The organism is Clostridium putrefaciens, from assembly GCF_900461105.1.
Classification (GTDB): Bacteria; Bacillota; Clostridia; order Clostridiales; family Clostridiaceae; genus Clostridium_L; species Clostridium_L putrefaciens.
Window position 1 is genome coordinate 813,834 of the sequence record NZ_UFWZ01000001.1, and the last position, 19,496, is coordinate 833,329.

Annotated in this window: 16 protein-coding genes and 1 other annotated feature; of the genes, 15 read left to right on the forward strand and 1 reads right to left on the reverse strand. The window is 29.4% G+C overall.

Annotation, left to right across the window (positions count from 1 at the left end):
• The first annotated feature begins 65 nt into the window (after positions 1–65).
• Positions 66–947, forward strand: coding sequence for a YegS/Rv2252/BmrU family lipid kinase (locus DY168_RS03525; protein ID WP_115640511.1), 882 nt, complete (start codon positions 66–68; stop codon positions 945–947).
• An 84-nt stretch (positions 948–1,031) separates the two neighbouring features.
• Here DY168_RS03525 and DY168_RS03530 read toward each other — a convergent pair whose 3' ends face one another.
• On the reverse strand, positions 1,032–2,861 hold the full coding sequence (locus DY168_RS03530; protein WP_115640512.1) for a YgiQ family radical SAM protein: 1,830 nt from the start codon (positions 2,859–2,861) through the stop codon (positions 1,032–1,034).
• A gap of 318 nt (positions 2,862–3,179) precedes the next feature.
• On the opposite strand from DY168_RS03530, the gene sleB reads away from it, so the two are divergent.
• The 14 genes from sleB to cas3 all read left to right on the forward strand — a co-directional run bounded on the left by sleB (position 3,180) and on the right by cas3 (position 19,365).
• Complete coding sequence (gene sleB, locus DY168_RS03535) at positions 3,180–3,860, forward strand: spore cortex-lytic enzyme (RefSeq protein ID WP_115642402.1); 681 nt, start codon at positions 3,180–3,182, stop codon at positions 3,858–3,860.
• A gap of 202 nt (positions 3,861–4,062) precedes the next feature.
• Positions 4,063–4,289: a binding site (T-box leader), on the forward strand.
• 97 nt (positions 4,290–4,386) lie between these two features.
• The gene (gene cysK / locus DY168_RS03540) at positions 4,387–5,298 is read left to right on the forward strand and encodes a cysteine synthase A (protein ID WP_115640513.1); all 912 of its coding nucleotides are present in this window, start codon (positions 4,387–4,389) and stop codon (positions 5,296–5,298) included.
• A gap of 20 nt (positions 5,299–5,318) precedes the next feature.
• A complete protein-coding gene (gene epsC, locus DY168_RS03545) occupies positions 5,319–5,906 on the forward strand; it encodes a serine O-acetyltransferase EpsC (protein WP_423237226.1) in 588 nt (195 codons plus the stop codon).
• A gap of 11 nt (positions 5,907–5,917) precedes the next feature.
• Entirely contained in the window at positions 5,918–6,922 is a 1,005-nt protein-coding gene (gene queG / locus DY168_RS03550; protein ID WP_115640515.1) for a tRNA epoxyqueuosine(34) reductase QueG, read from the forward strand.
• Positions 6,923–6,984: 62 nt separating this feature from the next.
• Positions 6,985–7,692, forward strand: a complete 708-nt coding sequence (locus DY168_RS03555) for a lysophospholipid acyltransferase family protein (RefSeq protein ID WP_115640516.1) — start codon at positions 6,985–6,987, stop codon at positions 7,690–7,692.
• Positions 7,685–8,323: an endonuclease III gene (nth, locus tag DY168_RS03560; RefSeq protein WP_115640517.1), complete on the forward strand. Its 639-nt coding sequence runs from the start codon at positions 7,685–7,687 to the stop codon at positions 8,321–8,323. The genes DY168_RS03555 and nth overlap by 8 nt, the downstream gene beginning before the upstream one ends.
• Before the next feature lie 49 nt (positions 8,324–8,372).
• Positions 8,373–8,948 carry a LemA family protein gene (locus DY168_RS03565; protein ID WP_115640518.1) on the forward strand — a complete coding sequence of 192 codons (576 nt, stop codon included), beginning with the start codon at positions 8,373–8,375 and terminating at the stop codon, positions 8,946–8,948.
• 20 nt (positions 8,949–8,968) lie between these two features.
• The gene (locus tag DY168_RS03570) at positions 8,969–9,799 is read left to right on the forward strand and encodes a TPM domain-containing protein (RefSeq protein WP_115640519.1); all 831 of its coding nucleotides are present in this window, start codon (positions 8,969–8,971) and stop codon (positions 9,797–9,799) included.
• A gap of 356 nt (positions 9,800–10,155) precedes the next feature.
• The gene (locus DY168_RS03575) at positions 10,156–11,067 is read left to right on the forward strand and encodes a D-alanine--D-alanine ligase (protein ID WP_115640520.1); all 912 of its coding nucleotides are present in this window, start codon (positions 10,156–10,158) and stop codon (positions 11,065–11,067) included.
• Between the two features lie 180 nt (positions 11,068–11,247).
• On the forward strand, positions 11,248–12,225 hold the full coding sequence (locus DY168_RS03580) for a helix-turn-helix transcriptional regulator (RefSeq protein WP_115640521.1): 978 nt from the start codon (positions 11,248–11,250) through the stop codon (positions 12,223–12,225).
• 345 nt (positions 12,226–12,570) lie between these two features.
• Positions 12,571–15,372 (forward strand): type I-D CRISPR-associated protein Cas10d/Csc3, encoded by a 2,802-nt coding sequence (cas10d, locus tag DY168_RS03585; RefSeq protein WP_115640522.1) that lies wholly within the window; start codon positions 12,571–12,573, stop codon positions 15,370–15,372.
• A 2-nt stretch (positions 15,373–15,374) separates the two neighbouring features.
• Complete coding sequence (cas7d, locus tag DY168_RS03590) at positions 15,375–16,349, forward strand: type I-D CRISPR-associated protein Cas7/Csc2 (protein ID WP_115640523.1); 975 nt, start codon at positions 15,375–15,377, stop codon at positions 16,347–16,349.
• 2 nt (positions 16,350–16,351) lie between these two features.
• Complete coding sequence (cas5d, locus tag DY168_RS03595) at positions 16,352–17,011, forward strand: type I-D CRISPR-associated protein Cas5/Csc1 (protein WP_115640524.1); 660 nt, start codon at positions 16,352–16,354, stop codon at positions 17,009–17,011.
• Entirely contained in the window at positions 17,008–19,365 is a 2,358-nt protein-coding gene (gene cas3, locus DY168_RS03600) for a type I-D CRISPR-associated helicase Cas3' (protein ID WP_115640525.1), read from the forward strand. Before cas5d ends, cas3 begins: the two co-directional genes overlap by 4 nt.
• Positions 19,366–19,496: the final 131 nt, after the last annotated feature.

Sequence of the window (19,496 nt, forward strand, 5' to 3'; positions counted from 1 at the left end):
GACAGTGTATATATTAAATGATATAATTAAAACATAGTTTTCTAAAAAAACTAGGAGGGATAAAAATGAAAAATGTGAAATTTATATACAATCCTTTTTCCGGTGAGAATGCTATATTAAAAGACCTAGATACTGTTATAAAAACTCACCAAAAAAAAGGATATACAGTGATTCCATATAGAATAAGCTATGATACAGATATAGAAAAAGCTTTTGAAGATCTGGATGAAAGCTATGAGTATATAATTATAGCTGGTGGAGATGGCACTGTAGATACAGTTGTAAATTGTATGAAACAAAAAAACATAAATTTACCTATAGCAATACTACCTGTTGGTACAGCAAATGACTTTGCGAAATTTATAGGAATGTCTGAAGATATTGAAAAGGCCTGTAATGATATATTATCTAGTACACCTAAATGTATGGATATAGGGAAAATTAATGATAAGTACTTTATAAATGTTGCAAGTACAGGTCTATTTACTGATGTATCACAAAAGACGGATGTAAATGTTAAAAATACTATAGGTAAGCTTGCTTATTACATAAAAGGAATAGAGCAATTACCAAGCTTTAGAAAAATTAACATAAAGGTAGAATCAAAAGAAGAAAAGTTTCATGGAGATATGTATCTTATGTTAGTATTTAATGGTCAAACTGCAGGGGGATTTAGTTTAGCTTATAAGGCTGAATTAGATGATGGACTTTTAGATGTTATAATTATAAAAGCAGTTCCATTAAAAGATTTAATTCCTCTTTTCATAAAGATTATGAGAGGAGAACATTTAGAGGGGCAAAATTCTATTGTTTACTTTAAGAGTGATAAGATAAAAATAGAATGTGGAGAAAATATAGTTACAGATATTGACGGTGAAAGAGGACCTAATTTCCCATTAACTATAGAATGTATTCATGATGGAATTAAAGTTCTAGGAATTAAATAATTAAGTAAAAACCAAGTGAAAACAAAGAAAAAATAAAAAAGCGTAGGCAAAAGAATTAAATAATTCTAAGTCTACACTCTTTTTTTATCTTTTTTTATATTTAATCCTTCGTGGCTCATTCCAGCCTATTAGGCAACTTTTATCTTTACCTATAAGGTCTTCCCTGTTACTTTTTATAAGAGCCTCTTTAACTAAATTGTAGTTTTCAGGCTTTGTAAACTGTAAAAGGGCCCTTTGCATATTCTTTTCTTTCATATCCTTTGGAACATATACATCTTCATTTGTAATAGGGTTTATACCCGTATAATAAATAACCGTAGATAAACTTCCAGGGGTTGGATAAAAGTCTTGAACCTGCTCTGGTGTATACCCCATTTCTTTTATATATAAGGCAAGCTCAATGGCTGCATTAAGATCACTTCCAGGGTGGCTAGACATAAGGTAAGGAACTAAATATTGATCTTTACCTATCTTTTTATTAATTGCAAAGTAGGTACTAGCAAATTTATTATAAACCTCTTTTGTAGGCTTTCCCATGTGTTTTAATACCTTATTGCTTACATGTTCTGGTGCTACTTTTAGTTGACCACTTATATGATGTTTACATAACTCTTCAAAAAACTCTTTATCTTTATCATAAATTAAATAGTCATACCTTATACCAGAACGAATAAATACCTTTTTTATACCTGGCAATTCTCTAACGTTTCTTAGAACACTTAGATATTCTTTATGATCTATAATTAAGTTCTTACAGGGCTTTGGGAACATACATTGCTTAGTCTTGCAAGTTCCATGTTCTTCTTGTAATTTACAAGATTTATGTCTAAAATTTGCTGTTGGACCACCTATATCATGGATATATCCCTTAAAGTCCTTTAAAGATGTAAGTAGTTTAGCTTCATTTACAATAGACTCTGAACTTCTATTTTGTATCATTCTTCCTTGGTGGAAGGTAAGGGCACAAAAAGAGCAAGAACCAAAGCAACCTCTATGACTAGTTATAGAAAATTCAACTTCTTTTATAGCGGGTATACCACCTTTATCTTCATAAATAGGATGATAAGTTCTTTTGTAAGGTAGATTATAAGAAGCATCCATTTCCGCTTCAGTTAAAGGATGTTGAGGAGGATTTTGGACTATGTACTTATCGCCACTAGGCTCTACTATAGTCTTACCTCGTACAGGATCTTGTTCATAGGATTCTAATTTAAAGTTTTCAGCATAAGCCTTTTTACAAGTAGAAACCTCTTCAAAAGAGGAAACCTTTATAAAGTCTTGTAGCTTTGATATGTCCTTAGTTTGATACACTGTACCTCGCACATTTACTATGTTTTTAATATCCATGCCGTATCTTAAAAGATTGGCTACTTCAAGGACAGTTTTTTCTCCCATACCATAAATTAAGAGATCTGCTTTAGAGTCTGATATAATGCTTTTTCTTATTTTATCATCCCAATAATCATAATGAGCAAATCTCCTAAGACTAGCTTCAATGCCACCTATAATTACAGGTACGTCTTTAAAGGCTTCTTTTACTCTATTTGTATAAACTATTACAGCTCTATCCGGCCTTTGTTCACCTATTCCTCCAGGAGAATAAAGATCATCTCTTCTTTTCTTTTTTCCTACAGTATAATGATTAACCATAGAATCTATATTTCCTGAATTGATGAGGAAGGCATATTTTGGCTTACCTAGCTTTTTGAAATCATCTGAATTATGCCAGTTTGGCTGGGCTATTATACCAACGCTAAAACCATCAGACTCAAGAGTTCTAGCTATTATTGCTGTACCAAAGGAAGGGTGATCTACATAAGCATCCCCAGAAACTATTATAAAATCTAACTGACCTATTCCTCTATCTTTCATATCATCTTTACATATAGGCAAAAAGTATTTTGCAAGTTCCATATAAAATATAACTCCAATCTTAATTTGAAATATTAGTTTAAACTATAAACTTAAGCTTCATTATAGTTTCAAATATAGAATTATATTATCATAATAGCAAACAAAGATAAAGAACTCGCTAGCTTATTATTATATATAGGAGTATTTAATAAAGTTATTTTGTAGTAAATCTAGAGTATAATAGGAAAAATATAGAAAATATAAATGAAATTATTTTTTTATCACTAAAGATGTATTAATTTCTCTATTATGAAACAAAATAACCTTAAGAGAAAGGAGGAGGTTATTTTGTTTAAAAGAGTATTCAAAGGTAAATATATGGTGCTATATATAATAATGATTTTAAGTACATATTATATTTCATCTTTAGTTTTGCCTATAAGTTATAAAGAGGTAGGTGCTATTAGTTATAGCTATGGTGCAAAAGGGAATGTAGTTACGGATATACAAAGTCGTTTAAAGAGGTGGGGATATTATAGTGGCTCTGCAGATGGAGTTTATGGATATCAAACCTATAACGCAGTAAAGAAGTTTCAAGGTAAAAATGGTCTTAATGTAGATGGGGTTGTAGGTGATGCCACTTTAGCAGCTTTAGGGATAGTGAGTTCACCTGCATCTAACCAAGGGAATTCTTCGAAAAATTATAATAACCAAGATACAATGCTTTTGGCAAGACTTATAAATGGAGAGGCTAGAGGAGAACCTTATGAAGGTCAGGTGGCAGTAGGGGCTGTTATAATGAATAGGACTAGAGATTCTAGGTTCCCAGCTACAATTGCCGGTGTGGTATATCAACCAGGAGCCTTTACAGCCATAGTAGATGGTCAAGTTAATGCTAATATGGAACAAAACTCTATTAATGCAGCAAGAGATGCTCTAAATGGATGGGATCCATCAGGAGGAGCTGTTTATTATTTTAACCCTGCTACAAGCACAAATAAATGGATATGGTCTAGACCCTTAATAAAGGTTATAGGAAAACATAGATTTTGTAATTAGATAGAAAATTTATTTAATCATCAGTAAGGTAAACCTATATTCAGAATTAGATTAAGGGTTTACCTTAAATGTATTTGACTACATGTGGCCTATTAAGACATTATCATAAATGAATCATAAATATTAAAGCATATTTATTAAAGAGGGTTGACAATTCGTAAATCCGTAATATAATAGTATTATAATTCATATCAAGATACTCGGAAATACGTTGAAGAAGGAAAGTAACATATATAAAGGTTACAGAGAGGGAATTATGGTGAAATATTCCTACTAGAGTTTATGTGAAGTGCCCTTTGTAGTAGAAACCTGAACTTTTAGTACGGTTTTCCGGCAGCGCCCGTTATAGCGATAGAGCATATTAGTGCTCGAATGGAGTTAATTCTAGGTTTAATTAGAGTGGGCTACGAAGTGTTCTTCGTCTCTAAAAAGAGGCGAAGTTTTTTTATATGAATAACAATGTTTTAAACAATTTAATAAGACGAAATCTACATTCGAATAAACAAGAAATTAGGAGGAATAATATATGATATTTAATAATGCTTTAGAAATGATAGGTAACACACCTTTATTAGCACTTAGAAACTTGGGTGGAAAAGACATTGGAAAAGTTTATTTAAAACTAGAAAAATTTAATCCGGCAGGTAGCATAAAAGATAGAGCAGCACTAGGTATGGTAGAAAAGGCAGAAAAATTAGGACTTCTAAAATCAGGGGACACTATTGTGGAACCTACAAGCGGAAACACTGGAATAGCACTAGCTATGATAGGAAGATTAAAAGGTTATAAGGTAATAATTGTTATGCCAGATACTATGAGCGTAGAAAGAAGAAATATCATAAAGGCATATGGCGCAGAGTTAATACTAACAGATGGAACTAAAGGGATGAAGGGTGCTATAGGCAAGGCTGAAGAAATTGCAAAAGGGAAAGATGGATACTTCATACCACAACAATTTTTAAATCTAGCAAATCCTGAAAAGCATTATGAAACTACAGCAGAGGAATTATTAAAAGATGTACCTGATATGGATATATTTGTTGCAGGTGTTGGTACTGGCGGAACCATATCTGGAGTTGGAAGAAGACTTAAAGAACTAAAAGGTGATATAAAAGTAATTGCAGTAGAACCAGAAAATTCGCAGGTATTATCAGGTGGTAATCCAGGACCACACAAAATCCAAGGTATAGGAGCAGGATTTATACCTGAAATATATGATGGATCTGTAGTAGATGAGATAATAAAGGTTAAAGATGAAGAGGCTTTTGAAGCTGCTAGATTAGTAGCATTAAAAGAAGGAATGTTAATAGGTATATCCTCTGGAGCTAATGTTCATGCATCATTAGAACTAGCAAAGAAATATGGAAAGAATATTAAAATAGTAACCGTAGCTCCAGATGGTGGAGAAAAGTATATTTCCATGGGTATCTACGAATAATTAAAATTGAGGTGGGGGCAGTGTTTAAAAATATAAGATATGATATTAAAAATATAATGGAAAATGATCCAGCAGCAAAAAGTTTTATAGAGGTGCTACTTTTATATCCTTCAATACACTCATTAATTTTTTATAGAATATCTAGATTCTTTTATAAAAAACGCCTATTTTTCATTGCAAGGATGTTTTCTCAAACAGGAAGGATTTTTACTGGAATAGAAATACACCCAGGAGCTAAAATAGGAAGGGGACTTTTTATAGATCATGGTATGGGTGTAGTTATAGGAGAAACAGCAGAGATAGGCGATAATGTAACTTTATATCATGGAGTAACCCTTGGTGGAACAGGTAAAGAAAAAGGTAAAAGGCATCCAACCATAGGAGATGGTGCTATAATAGGAACTGGAGCCAAAGTTTTAGGACCTATTTATGTAGGAAGTGGGGCAAAAATAGGAGCTAATTCAGTAGTTTTAAAAGATGTACCATCTCAAAGTACAGCAGTAGGAATTCCAGCTAAGATATTGAATTTTAAAAGCGCACCCACTATAATAGAAATCAAAGATTATAAAGGAAGAAAAAAATCTATATATAATGAAATGGTTATTTAAGAGGTTAAATTATGAAGAGTGTAACTGAACTTGAAAATTATATAAGATCCTTAGGACTAGACACTTTTGGATTTATAAAAGCAAAAAGATTTGAAGAACTAAGATCATTTTTAGAGTATAGAAAGATAAATGGATTAGAAAATGAATTTGAAGAGCAAGATATAGAAAAAAGGATAAATCCTAATATGTTAATGGAAAAAGGAAAAGTTATAATATCTATAGCTTTTCCTTATCTTTATAACAATAACTTTAATAATGATACAGGCTTTTCAAAATATACTGAAGGACTAGATTATCATATTGTAGTTAGATCATATTTAGATAAGATAGTTGAATTTTTAAATGAAAAAGGTCATGAAGCAAAGGCCTTTGTAGATAGCAACGTCTTACCAGAGCGTTATATAGCATATAAGGCGGGACTTGGATTTGTAGGAAAAAATAATATGATAATAACTAAAAGGTACGGATCTTTTGTTTTTCTCGGAGAAATAATAACAAGTATGGATATTGAAATAAACCATAAAGAAAATAAAATTTCAGATATCGAAAAATATGAAAGCTGCGGAAGTTGTGACATTTGCTTAAAGCAATGCCCAACTAAGGCTATAAACGAGAAGCTACGGAATTCTAATATATGTCTATCTTATATTACTCAAAAAAAACAAATAGAAGATAAGTGGTTTAAAGTTTTAGGAGGGAGGATATTTGGATGTGATTCTTGTCAAAAGACTTGTCCGTACAATGATAAAGTAAAGTTTTCAAATTTAGAAGGATTTAGGCCTTTAGAATTTATTAGTAATATACAAACAAAAGAACTTATATATATAAACAATAAAGATTTTAAAGAAACTTTGAAAAATACCTCAGCCTCTTGGAGAGGAAAATCTTTAATTCAAAGAAATGCACTCATAAGATTCATAAATTTTGAAAACAATAAAGAGGTGGATATAGATAGTATAGCTTCACCCTATGTTAAAGACTATGCCATAAGGCTTTTAAAAATAAGAAAATTATAATATACTATAGATAATTACTTATATAAAAAATTAAAGGTTAATATAGAGGGGTAGAGATTTTTATGATATCAAAAACTTTGGTTAGACTTATTTCAAAAATGCCACAGGGGGTATTTATCTTTTTTTCTAAAAAGGTAATGAATCGTTACGTAGATAAATATGCAGATATAAAAGTTAATGGATTTGAAAATATTGAAAAATGCAAAAAACCAATAATTTTTGTTGGAAATCACTTAAGTAATTCTGATGGGCTTGTGTTAAACAAGGTTTTAAAGGATTATGATGTTACATTTGTGGCAGGAGCTAAACTATCTAATGATCCTATCACTAATATGGGTATTAATATAGTTAAAAACATAACTATAAAGCCAAATACAGCAGATAAAAAAGCTTTAACAAAGGTAGTTAAGACTTTAAAAGGTGGTAATAATGTATTCATATTTCCAGAAGGCACTAGAAGTAGGGAAGGAAGTATGATAGAGGCGAAAAAAGGAGTTGTATTAATAGCAAGACTTACAAAGGCAACTATAATTCCAATAGGACTTACAGGAACTGAAAAGCTTTTGCCTATAAATAAAGGTGGGGATATGTCACATGAAAGCTTTAATTATGCTAAAGTAAATGTGAATATAGGTGAAGAGTTTAATCTACCTTCTAAAAATAGTGAAGAGGATAAGCATGAATATGAGGATAGAATTCTAAATTATATAATGACATCTATAGCTTCTTTGTTACCAGAGGAATATAGAGGAATTTATAAAAATGAATAATAAAAGCTTAAAGGTAATTGAACTATTAAAAAAGGAATATCCTGATGCGAGATGTGAACTTGATCATAAGACAACTTTTCAACTTTTAGTAGCTACAATATTGTCTGCACAAACTACAGATAAAAAGGTTAATGAAGTTACAAAAGATTTATTTATAGAGTATCCTACAGTAGATGACTTTTTAGAATTAACTAAAGAAGAGTTAGAACAAAAGATTAAAACCATAGGACTTTATAGAAATAAATCAAAAAATATATTAACTATGTGTAGACAGCTTAAAGAAAACTTTAATGGAGAAGTTCCAGGAACAATGGAAGAGATAACATCTCTTGCAGGTGCAGGAAGAAAAACTGCTAATGTTGTATTGTCAAATGCTTTTGGAGTTCCAGCTATTGCAGTAGATACACATGTATACAGGGTATCTAATAGAATTGGACTTGCAAAAGCTAAAGATGTTTTAAATACAGAAAAACAACTTCAAGAATGTATACCAAAAGAAAGTTGGTCCTTAGCTCATCATTTAATCATATTTCATGGAAGAAGATGCTGTTATGCTAGAAAACCTGACTGTGAAAGATGCATTATTAACGTTTATTGTGATTATTATGGTGACATTGAAGAAGAAAAATAGTATTATTATAATAAAATATAATATTTAAATAATTTCGGAGGTGAATTAGATGAAAAAATCATTGAAAGTGTTGTTAACAGTTTTATTGGTTATATTAGTTATAACTATTCCTTTTGTAGGATCTTATAACTCAATGGTTACATCTGAGCAAAAAGTAAATACAGCAGAATCTAATATAGATGCTCAGCTTCAAAGAAGATCAGATCTTATACCAAATGTTGTAGAAACAGTAAAAGGTTACGCAGCTCAAGAAAAGGACATATTTACAGCGGTAGCAGAATCTAGATCTAAGCTTGCAGGTGCAACTACAACAGAAGAAAAGGCTGCAGCAGATCAGCAATTAACAGGTGCTGTAGGAAGACTTCTTGCAATATCAGAAAGGTATCCAGAGCTTAAATCTGATCAAGTTTTTAGAGACCTTACAGTTCAACTTGAAGGTACAGAAAATAGAATATCAGTTTCAAGACAAAATTTTAATGATGCAGCTAGTGAATATAATACATCAATTAAAAGATTCCCAAGAAACATAGTAGCTGGCATGTTTGGATTTAAAGAAAAACCTTACTTTAAAGCCGATGAATCAGCAAAAGAAGTACCAAAGGTAGAGTTTAATAATAAAAAATAAGGCTTAAAAGGAGAAGAAAGATGAAAAAGTTATTAAAAAAAAATATAGTTCTTTCTTTTATTCTTTTATTATGTCTTGGTATACAGGTAAGTGCAGCAGAAGAATATCCAGAGCCTACAAGTTTTAAGTATATAAATGACTACTCAAACTCTATAGATAATGAAACTAAAGAGTTCATAATATCTTTAGGGAAAGAATTAGAAGATAAAACAGGAGCACAACTAGTGGTTGTAACCATAGACAGTTTAAATGGAAAAGACATAAGAGAGTATGGCTATGGATTGTTTTCTAAATGGGGAGTAGGAGAAAAGTCTAAAGATAATGGGCTTCTTATGATTGTTGCAGTTAAGGATAGAAAGTATGCTGTAGAGGTAGGAAAAGGCCTTGAGGGAGCAATAACAGATGTAGGTTCTGCTAGGATAATGGATGAAGTAGCAAGACCTAGCTTTAAAGAAGGTGACTTTGCTAAAGGAATAAAAGATTCATATGCAATATTTGCTGGTGCAGCAGCCACAGAATATGATGTTACATTAGAAAACAACGTTAAAATACCTTTAGACAAGATTAAGGATGCCAAAGATCAAAACTCATCTGGAAAAGATTCATCCTCTATAGTAAGCATAATAATCTTCTTTATAATTATGATTGTATTTGGAAACCGTGGAGGCAGAAATAATAAAGGTGGTCCTGGTGGTAGAGGTGGCGGAAGGTACAAAAGAGGTATTTTCATTCCCACATATATGGGATCAGGAGGATATGGAAGCAATAAGGGCAGTAGCGGCGGAGGCATTAACCTAGGTGGCTTTGGTGGCGGAAGCTCTGGAGGCGGAGGTAGCTCTGGAGGTTGGTAGTAATAAAACTTAAATATTATAAAGTTAATTGTAAATAATAAATAAATATTTTGTTTCTTATTGTTTACTTGTGTAGTTAAGTGATATAATGATAGAGGATTTATACTTTAGTCAACCGTATTAATCTAAGATTAAGCCTCTATAAAGACTTGTATTTATACAAGTCTTTTTTACTGCGAAAACTTTTATTGGATTTAGTGTTGTTTTAATAGTTTTAGTGGTTGAATTATTAAGAAGTATTTGAGTATACGTGGTTCTTTTATAAAAGATGCTTTTCGCATATAATTAAACTAAGAAGAATAAATTAATATGTAATATAAAGTAAAATTAAAAATACAAAAATTCGGAGGTAGGTTATGAATATAGGCGTAATAATGGGGGGAATATCATCAGAAAGAGAAATATCCCTTAAAACAGGTAAAGAAATAGCTATGAATTTAAATTCAAAGAAATATAAAGTAAGCGAAATTATAATAAATAATACAGAAGAATTAATAGAAAAGGTAAAAAATATAGATTTTGCATTTATAGCACTTCACGGTAAGTTTGGGGAAGATGGAACAATTCAATCAGTATTAAAAACATTGAATATACCTTACACAGGATGTGATTCATTAAGTAGCGCTATATGTATGGATAAAGATATGACAAAAAAGATACTAAAATATGCAGATATAAGAACTGGAAAGTGGATTAGTTTAAACTCTTTAGATGAGTTAAATTATGATGAAATAAATAAGTTAGCGTACCCAGTAGTAATAAAGCCTAATAGTGGCGGATCTAGCGTTGCTACAAATTTAATAAGTAAAGAAAAAGATATTAAAGCAGCTGTAGAAGAAGCTTTTAAATATGATACAGAAGTTATGATAGAAGAATATATAAAGGGAGATGAGATAACCTGTTGTATATTAAAGGGTAAAATGTTACCAGTACTTGCTATAAAGCCAAAATCAAACTTTTTTGACTATACTTCAAAGTATGAAGATGGTGGGGCAGAAGAGATTATAGTAAATCTAACTGAGAAACTTCATAAAGAAGTAGAAGAGATGGCAATTGCTTGTTGGAAGGAATTAAAATGTAGTGTTTACGCTAGAGTAGATATGATAGTAAAGGAAGGTATTCCTTATATCTTAGAAATAAACACATTACCAGGCATGACTAAAAACAGTTTATTTCCTAAAAGTGCATCAGGAGTTAATATGGACTTTAAAATGCTTTTAGAAAATATAATTCAGTATTCCATAGAAGAAAGAAGAAATAAAATATAGCATATAAAAATAAAGGATTTTCTAAAAATTTAAGAAAATCCTTTATTTTTATATATTGAATGTATATTAACTTTTAGAATAAAGGATTTATACAATTTTTGAAGAAACTAGAAATAGGATTTACTGTTAAAAAGAATATAAATTAATAGGTAGATTTATATTTATATAAAAGGAGTAAAAATGAATAACAAAAATATATACTTAAGAGAAGAAAAAAGAAATGCTATAATCTATATTACATATGAACTATTAAAAGGTAAAAGATTATCAACAAAAGAAATGGCGCAGTTAGTTGGGAAAAATCAAAGAACTTGTGAACGATATATAAAAGAATTAGAAGAAAGTTATTTACCTATATGGAGAGATGGAACAAAATACTATCTAAATACGGATGATGGATACTTACCTTTTTATTTATCAAGGAAAAAGATAAATCTTCTTTATATTTCTTTAATATCTTTTAGTGCATTTGGAAGGGACTTAAACCTTATTAGTGAAATACTTGAACAAATAGAAGAGCTGGTATCACCAATGGATAAAGACCTATTAGATAGTATAAAAGAAAATCTTATAGTTAAAAGAAGATATGAAATTATAAGTAATAAAGGCTTTAGTAGTTATGAAATATTTATGTTATTACTTGAAGCCTTTACTAAAAGACGAAGTGTTAAAATTAAATATAGAACTAAGAGGAATGATAGTTACAGGATTATAGATGTTTATGGATTTTGTTTAGCAAAGGAAACCTATTATATAAATGCCTATTGTCATAAAAATGATAAAATACTTATGTTTAGAATAGATAGGATTATAGAATGTTCGCTAGAGGATATTTATTATGAAATCTCAAAAGAATTTGATTTAAAGGAATATTACAAATATACGTGGGAGGTTGAGAAATCTAAGGAACCTTTTGATTTTGAAATTTTATTTTGTGGTATATCTGTTAACAATATTAGAGAAAGGAAATGGTGTGAAAATCAGCAAATAATAGAAAAATGCGAAGGAAACATTATATTTAAAGGAACAACATCTTCAAATATAGAATTTAAAAAGTGGATTTTAAGCTTTGGAAGTGAAGTAAAGGTTATCAAGCCGATATGGTTAAAAGAAGAGATAAAAGAAGAATTAAAGATGGCGATTGAATTATATGATTAAAAAGTTAATTGTTATATACTAATATATCGACAACATGTGTGTCGATATATTTATTTATAACACACTTAGATTGTAATTGTTATTTTAGTAAGAGTATAATGTGATTAACAAAAGAACTGTGACATATAATCAAGGATATGTATAAGGTACAGGTAAACAATTTAAGCTATATTAAAAAGATAAGTAAAGATTAAGGGAGAGGGTGGGAATATTAGTAAGGAAAGTATAAAAGATATACTTAAATTAAGATTAATTTCTTTAAAAGAAATAAGTGTATTTAATGATTATTATGAAAAGGTAGTAAGTCAGAATTTAAAAGAATATAAAAAGATAGTTCAGTATGGAATGAAAAAGAATCAGACATTGTATAGTCATATAGTTAGTATGATTGGGGTTTTAGATGAAATTCAGAGCATTTTACCAGTGAGTGAAGTTGAATTAAGGGTATTGATGGTGGCAATAACAATACATGATCTTAATAAAATACAGACAAATGCTGAAAAGTCATATTTAAGTATTATATCTGAGCAAAATAAAAAAGGTGAATATGCAAATATACTTAGAGAGTGTGAAGTATTGAACATTGAAGATTTCTTTCCTAAGTATAAGGAATATATTGAGGATATAAGAGCTATAATAGGTCAACATTCAGCACATACAAGTTCTTTTGCAGAAAATTTAATTTGTAATCCAGAAAGATATAAACTAGGTGAAGAAAAGATAGAAATTTTAATTTCTATAATTAGAGCATTAGATATACTAGATTTATCAAAAACTATGGATGAAGAGGAAAAAAAGAGACAATTCTTAAATAACATTAATAATGCAACAAAGCATAAAGGTAAGCAGTATAAGATAGTTCATCATATTATAACTGAAGACAGAGGGATGCTTACTAACATATGCCACAATACTATAGCAATATTTTTTAAAGAAAAAGGATTTATTCCAATTGCTTATTACAAGGAAGGGGTAATTTACTTAGTTGAGGATAAGAAAATCGTTTTCTCAAAGGAGGATAGAGAAAGACTTATTGAAAGATGCAGCCACTCAATTAAAAGCAAGATTTTCAACGACTTTAAAATATATATTAAAAATGTTCAATCAGGTATAAAAGTAGATAAAAAGTGTTTACAAATTGCGTCAATAGAATGTATTATTTATGAAATTAAAAACAGGTGTCAGAAATCAAAGAGGCCTGATATTAAGAAGAAAAATAATAGCATACAAGTTGTTATAGATAAATATATAGGGATTTATTCTAGTGAAGGATTAGAAGATATCAAGGAAGTTGTAGAAAGTTTAAAAATAAAGATTACTACAGAAAAAGACAAGAAGGCTTTAAGTAATTTGAATAAATTATTAAAGGAAAATACATTACTTCTAAAAGCACAAAGGGTTAGTAAATACATTTTAGAAAGAAAAGAAAATGAGACTTATTTAATCGACAGTAATGAAGACAAGCTTAGATTTTCAGAGTTTATAAGATCTTTTTATACTTTTATAAACATGTATTTGGTATCTAAAGATACTGTACTTACTTGGAATAAGGTATATGATTTTTTTGAAATTAATGAAATAGATAGAGAGTACCTAGATATATTTGAAGGACTATATATAAGACCCTACATTTTAGGTCAGATGATATATGATGACTATAAGATGAAGGATGAAGAATTAACAAATAAGATAATACGTTATTTGGAAGATAATATATCAAGAGAAGAAGACGAAATTGAAGACAGTATGTGGAATGATTTAAAAGATTATCTTAATAATAATATAATTATCTCATTTTATAATAACAATGTATTCAAGAAACAGAATATATTAAGCAGTTATGGAAATAAGAAGGGTAGCAAATGCTGTTTATGTAGTAGTGAATATGAGACAAAAAGTTGGATGGCGGTTGATGTACCTTACAAGCTAAAGATACAGAACTTTTCAAATAAGATTAATGCAGGTGTAAGTGAACCTAAAAGAAATGTATGCTCCATATGTAATATAGAATATTTACTTCATAAAGTTACTTATACATCTAATATGGAGGTAAGCAGGAGGTATTTAAGCATACTTCCTAGGGGGTTTAATACTAGGGCTTATATCAGAGCATTTAGGGAAAGTATTAGTGAATTTAAAAACAAAGATATAAGTTCACTATATTTCAATGAATATAATACATTTATACAGCAAGCAAATAAAAATATTCAGGATATAGAGCCTCTTTTTACAAAAGCAAAAGTAAATGGTATAGCGATACCTAATTATTCAGAGACTTTAACAAACTATTTTATTTTACCTATACATTTAGTTAAAAAAGATAATGAAACATCAAAATGGATTTCTACATTGTTATATGCTCTAACTTTCAATATATATTTTGACTCTAAGGTAGTTATAAGTGAATTCCCTGTACCTATATTAAATCAAGATGAGATGGAAGAAATATATGTTGGTGATGTTCCGGTAATATTTAAGAATATATTTGAAAAGAGTTGGACTAAAGAAGAGTGTGTAAGCACAACAAAGTTATTTGTAAACTTATTTACAATGGCTAAGACTATGGGTGAAAAATCAGATATAGTTTATGACTCATTAAAAGCTTTATCAAAGGGACGAACAAATTTTATACATTGCATATATAAAAAGTTAAAAACTAAATATGATAATCCTAATTTTAAGATTAAAGAAATTAATAATTTTATAGATGAAATCTTAAGTTATGTTAAGGAGGGGGAGGAAATAGTGTCAAGCATTAAAAAGTTAGCCATATTTGCTAATGAAAACTATATAAGAGGAAGTATAAATGGTGGATTCATAAAGGATAATGCTATAAATAAACCGCTTAATATTATAATTGATATATTATGCAGGTGGGATAAGAATCTATATACAAAGGAAGATATAACTGCTTTATGTAAAAGGGAAATACAAAAGTATTTTGAAAGAGTAGATCCTTACTATGGTAAGAAAAAGATTGAAGCAGTAGAAGGTTACGTTGATTTGTTTATGGAAAAGATTTTAGATGATTCACTAGATGGTAAGTTATACAGCCTTGAAAATGAAAAGAAAAATATACTATCTACTTATAGTTATTACTATAGATTGGCTATGATAAAATCAAATAAAAATGGGAGTGAAATATAATTATGAGAAAAGAAGATATAATTAAGGACAAAGAAAATAACTTTATGGAGAAATATACACATTTTCCAAAGGGAAAATATATTACAGTAGCCGTATTAAGAGAAGCACAATCAGAGTGCATTTTTAGAACAGAAGGTTCCGGGGAAGGGTTAAATAAAGAAAGAGTTTGTCTTGGCATAGAAAATGATACAAAAGACTTTAGAGCAATTATAAGTAAAAGAAAGCAAAGTGCAGTGGAGAGAAGAACAGGGAGAGAGTACTTAAGGCTTAATGATTTATTAGGTGTTACTAAAGATAAAAATCTATGCGCCTTAAACAAAAACACTCCTTGTGGGAAATGTTTAGATTGTATGACTAACGGATATGCAGTAGGTGATGGTGGTGCACAAAAATCAAGAATGGTATATGATAATGCTTATTCTATACTACCATTTAATATGGTAACAGGTGTTAAGACGTTTAATGCACTTTATGACAATGGAACAATGAGAGATGAGGAGGGGAAAGCTTCAACATCAATAAATGAAGACGAATATATAAAGCCTGGAACAGTATTTATGGACATGATAACATTTAAGGATGTAACCTTTATTGAATTCATATATGGTATATCAAATATACTTAGAAGTAAGAGATATGGTGCTATATCTAGTAGGATAGGCAAGATGAATAATACAATATTGAAGGTGGCCTTTTCAGATTGCGAGCTTTTTTCAAATCTTGAATTAACTCAAAGTGTGTATGATAAATTAGTAAATGCTTCTAAAGTAGAGTTTCCTCTTGAAAAGGGTAAGGTTGAAGAGTATGCAAAAGTGTCATTTGAAGATTTAGAAAAAGGTATATTTGGTAATGTAAAAGATCTTAATTGCCAAGAGTTAAATGACTTATTAGAATATATAAAAGGTATCTATCAAGAAGGTGGAGAGGAAAAAGCATCAGAATTATTTAAAGAACAATCAAAGCAGTATGGTGAATAGAAATGCAAATTTATAAATATACGTTAGAATTTATGGAGGAAGTATTCTTTTCAAGTCAAGAGATAGACACTCTTTTTTCTACCAAACCTTTTATTGGCAATTATGCACTTAGTTATGCTATGGGTTGGTGTAGATCTAAATATAATCAAAATTATATTAGTTACGAAGAAGATTTTAAAATAGTTAATGATAATGGATTATATATTACACCAGCTTATATAAAAGAGCCTAAATATAATATATCTACATTCAATGCTTTGTCAGATAAATACTATCATAAGATGGAAAGAGCTTTAGTTAATTATCCTCAGGTAGGTAAGATTAAGGTGTTGTCTTCAGGCAACAAAGCAGAGGGATTAATATTTTCAAAGGAAGAATTAAATAAAGTTAGTTATATTCGTCTTGGAAAGTTTCTTGGTAAAGTTAAAGTTAGCTATGAAAGATGTGATTTTGAGATTCAAAAGTTAGATAAAAAATGCTATGGATTAATTAACACTGTAGATTTAAGTGACAATTTTAAAATTAAGGGATTTGAGCTTATAAATATGCAGCCAGTTTCTTTGTTTAAAAACTTAAGAGGCGAAGGTAATATGTACAAGATAAAAACTAAGCAAGGTGAAATTTTTTATCCTTGTGAAGTAAAACTTGGGGGTAAGATATGAAGCATTATACTGTAAAGGGGGAATCCTTGAAAAAGGATCCCTTTTCTCCTTATTTATATCATCAAAAAAGAACACTTTTTGAACTAAATAAAAATTCAGTTGTATTTAATACTTATCCAACAGGTGCTGGGAAAACCATATCATCTTTATTATATTTAAAAGAAAATATGAATATAGACACATTATTTATTGCACCTACAAATGAACTTTTAAGACAGCATGCAGAAGATATAAAAGAATTTGTTAAAAAGTCCGATTTACCTCATATAGTAGTAAAGATTGATGCAAGTGTTATACAAAAGATAAGAGGGGATCACAGAAAAGGTGCCACATTATATGAAGTGCTAAGTAACCCATTACAATTCAAGAGAGAACTTTGTATAGATGAATTAGAGTATGAAGGTAAAAGGCCTATAATCGTAGTAGTAAATCCAGATATCTTTTACTATTGTTTTTATTCATTATATGGTAACAATGATAAGGGTAATTTAATGAATATCATAATAAAAAAGTTTGATTATATAGTTATTGATGAATTTCACTATTACAATGCAAAGCAATTAACTAACTTCTTATTTTTTATGATTATATCTAAAGAATTTAATTATTTTGAACATGGAAGAAAAATATGCATATTGACAGCTACTCCAGATGAACTAGTGGAGAATTATTTAAAATTAGGAGGTATTGAATACAAAGTAATATCTAATGAAAATGAGGATTTAGAAAGCGCAAGTTATGAAAGTTTAAAGACACTTTCTGAGCTAGATTTATATGTTACAAATGCAAGCATAGAAGAAGTTCTTTGCGAAAAGTATAAAAATAATGAATTAGAAAATGATTGTTTAGTTATAAGTCAGTCAATATATAGAGTTAATAAACTAAAAGAACAACTTTTAAAAGATGGATTTAATAAGGAAAACATCGGAGTTATTACAGGTGCTATAAAGTCTGAAGAAAGAAAGAGATCTGTAAAGAAACCACTTATATTGGCAACCCCAACAGTTGATATAGGGTATAATTTCAAAAAGGAAGATAAAAAAGGACAAAATATTGATGAGGTAATAACAGAAGCTAATACCTGTGATCAGGCACTACAAAGATTAGGTAGGGCTGGAAGGATACTAGGGAAAAGTATCCAACATGAGAGAAGCAAAGTTATATTATGTGTTACGGATGGGGTATATGAAGCATTTGAAGAGGAAGCAAGAGAAATATCAAGACTTGAACTTAAAAGTATTATAAAAAAAGCTATGCCAGAAAGAAATATAATGAAAAGGTACATAAAGAGTAATGGAATATTGGAACTATGTTTCCCAATTAGTGAAATGTATAGAAAGATGGCCAATCAAAATAAGTTTGTTATAGAAGAATTATTTAATATGGTTATATCGGTATTTGCACCAAAGAGTAAGCAGAATTTTAAATGGCTATTATCAAGGATAAATAAGTATAAAAAACAATGTATCTTTATTGATAAGTATACAAGTTCAAGTGAAAAAGAAGAAGTAGTACAAAATATAGACAATAATCTCTTCATTGACTTTTATAAAAGTTACTCACAAGATGAAGACGAAGAGGATGAAGAAATTATAGATGACTCAATGCTTGATGATTTTTCAGAAGATGAGATAAAGATTTTAAAATTAGATGTGAAAGAAGAAATGATTCATTATATAAATTCAGAGATAGCTAAGACAAAGTCATTACTAAACTTTAGAGGTTCAGATATAAATGCGCCAGCTCTAATTTTTGATAAATACTATAAGTTTGGACAGGAATATCAAATATTTGTATACGATATATTTCATTTGATAAGATATTATGATATTGAATGGTGTGAAAGTAAAAAGGATTTTGAAAAAGCCGCAAAAGTAGACCTTAGTGATTATGAGCAAGAAATAAATGGAGTAGAGAATATAGATGTTTTTATAATAGTTAATGGAATTCGAGAAAATGCTATAGAAATTACTTGGGAATATGGGTTTTATGGTACACAGAGTAGATTTGAAGAAAAGTATATAAATAAGGTTGAAGCTATAGATAACTTAACATTAGTGGGATATGAATATACGAGTATAGGAAGAGAAGGAATAGCTTTGCCAGAAAAGATAACTAAAGCGTTCAAAGAAAGCTATATACCAATATACACAATTCCAAAGGATCCAAAAGAAGAATATATGATAAGAAAGAAGATAAAAAACCAACCTATATTCATTCAAAAATTAAAAGTTCAATTTTCTGATAGCGAAAGCGATTATCTTGTGATAATTGGGACTAATAGCATTATTGTTGATAGCGAAATGGTAAAGATACAGAATGATATCATAAAAGAAGAGAGTTTTATACGTTAGAAGGTTATGATAAATCTATATATTAATTTATATAACTTTATATAAATTAATCGAGAACAAAAAAATCATGTGGTGCATAAGATTTTTTATGAGATTACTCATAAGGCATATTCATGTGATAGTTGGAGGGT

What these genes read in the sequence shown, in the direction of transcription:
- DY168_RS03525 (WP_115640511.1), top strand. Translation starts at nt 66, where the DNA reads ATGAAAAATGTGAAATTTATATACAATCCTTTTTCCGGTGAGAATGCT.
- DY168_RS03530 (WP_115640512.1), bottom strand. Translation starts at nt 2,861, where the DNA reads ATGGAACTTGCAAAATACTTTTTGCCTATATGTAAAGATGATATGAAA.
- sleB (WP_115642402.1), top strand. Translation starts at nt 3,180, where the DNA reads ATGGTGCTATATATAATAATGATTTTAAGTACATATTATATTTCATCT.
- cysK (WP_115640513.1), top strand. Translation starts at nt 4,387, where the DNA reads ATGATATTTAATAATGCTTTAGAAATGATAGGTAACACACCTTTATTA.
- queG (WP_115640515.1), top strand. Translation starts at nt 5,918, where the DNA reads ATGAAGAGTGTAACTGAACTTGAAAATTATATAAGATCCTTAGGACTA.
- DY168_RS03555 (WP_115640516.1), top strand. Translation starts at nt 6,985, where the DNA reads ATGATATCAAAAACTTTGGTTAGACTTATTTCAAAAATGCCACAGGGG.
- nth (WP_115640517.1), top strand. Translation starts at nt 7,685, where the DNA reads ATGAATAATAAAAGCTTAAAGGTAATTGAACTATTAAAAAAGGAATAT.
- DY168_RS03565 (WP_115640518.1), top strand. Translation starts at nt 8,373, where the DNA reads ATGAAAAAATCATTGAAAGTGTTGTTAACAGTTTTATTGGTTATATTA.
- DY168_RS03570 (WP_115640519.1), top strand. Translation starts at nt 8,969, where the DNA reads ATGAAAAAGTTATTAAAAAAAAATATAGTTCTTTCTTTTATTCTTTTA.
- DY168_RS03575 (WP_115640520.1), top strand. Translation starts at nt 10,156, where the DNA reads ATGAATATAGGCGTAATAATGGGGGGAATATCATCAGAAAGAGAAATA.
- DY168_RS03580 (WP_115640521.1), top strand. Translation starts at nt 11,248, where the DNA reads ATGAATAACAAAAATATATACTTAAGAGAAGAAAAAAGAAATGCTATA.
- cas10d (WP_115640522.1), top strand. Translation starts at nt 12,571, where the DNA reads ATGAAAAAGAATCAGACATTGTATAGTCATATAGTTAGTATGATTGGG.
- cas7d (WP_115640523.1), top strand. Translation starts at nt 15,375, where the DNA reads ATGAGAAAAGAAGATATAATTAAGGACAAAGAAAATAACTTTATGGAG.
- cas5d (WP_115640524.1), top strand. Translation starts at nt 16,352, where the DNA reads ATGCAAATTTATAAATATACGTTAGAATTTATGGAGGAAGTATTCTTT.
- cas3 (WP_115640525.1), top strand. Translation starts at nt 17,008, where the DNA reads ATGAAGCATTATACTGTAAAGGGGGAATCCTTGAAAAAGGATCCCTTT.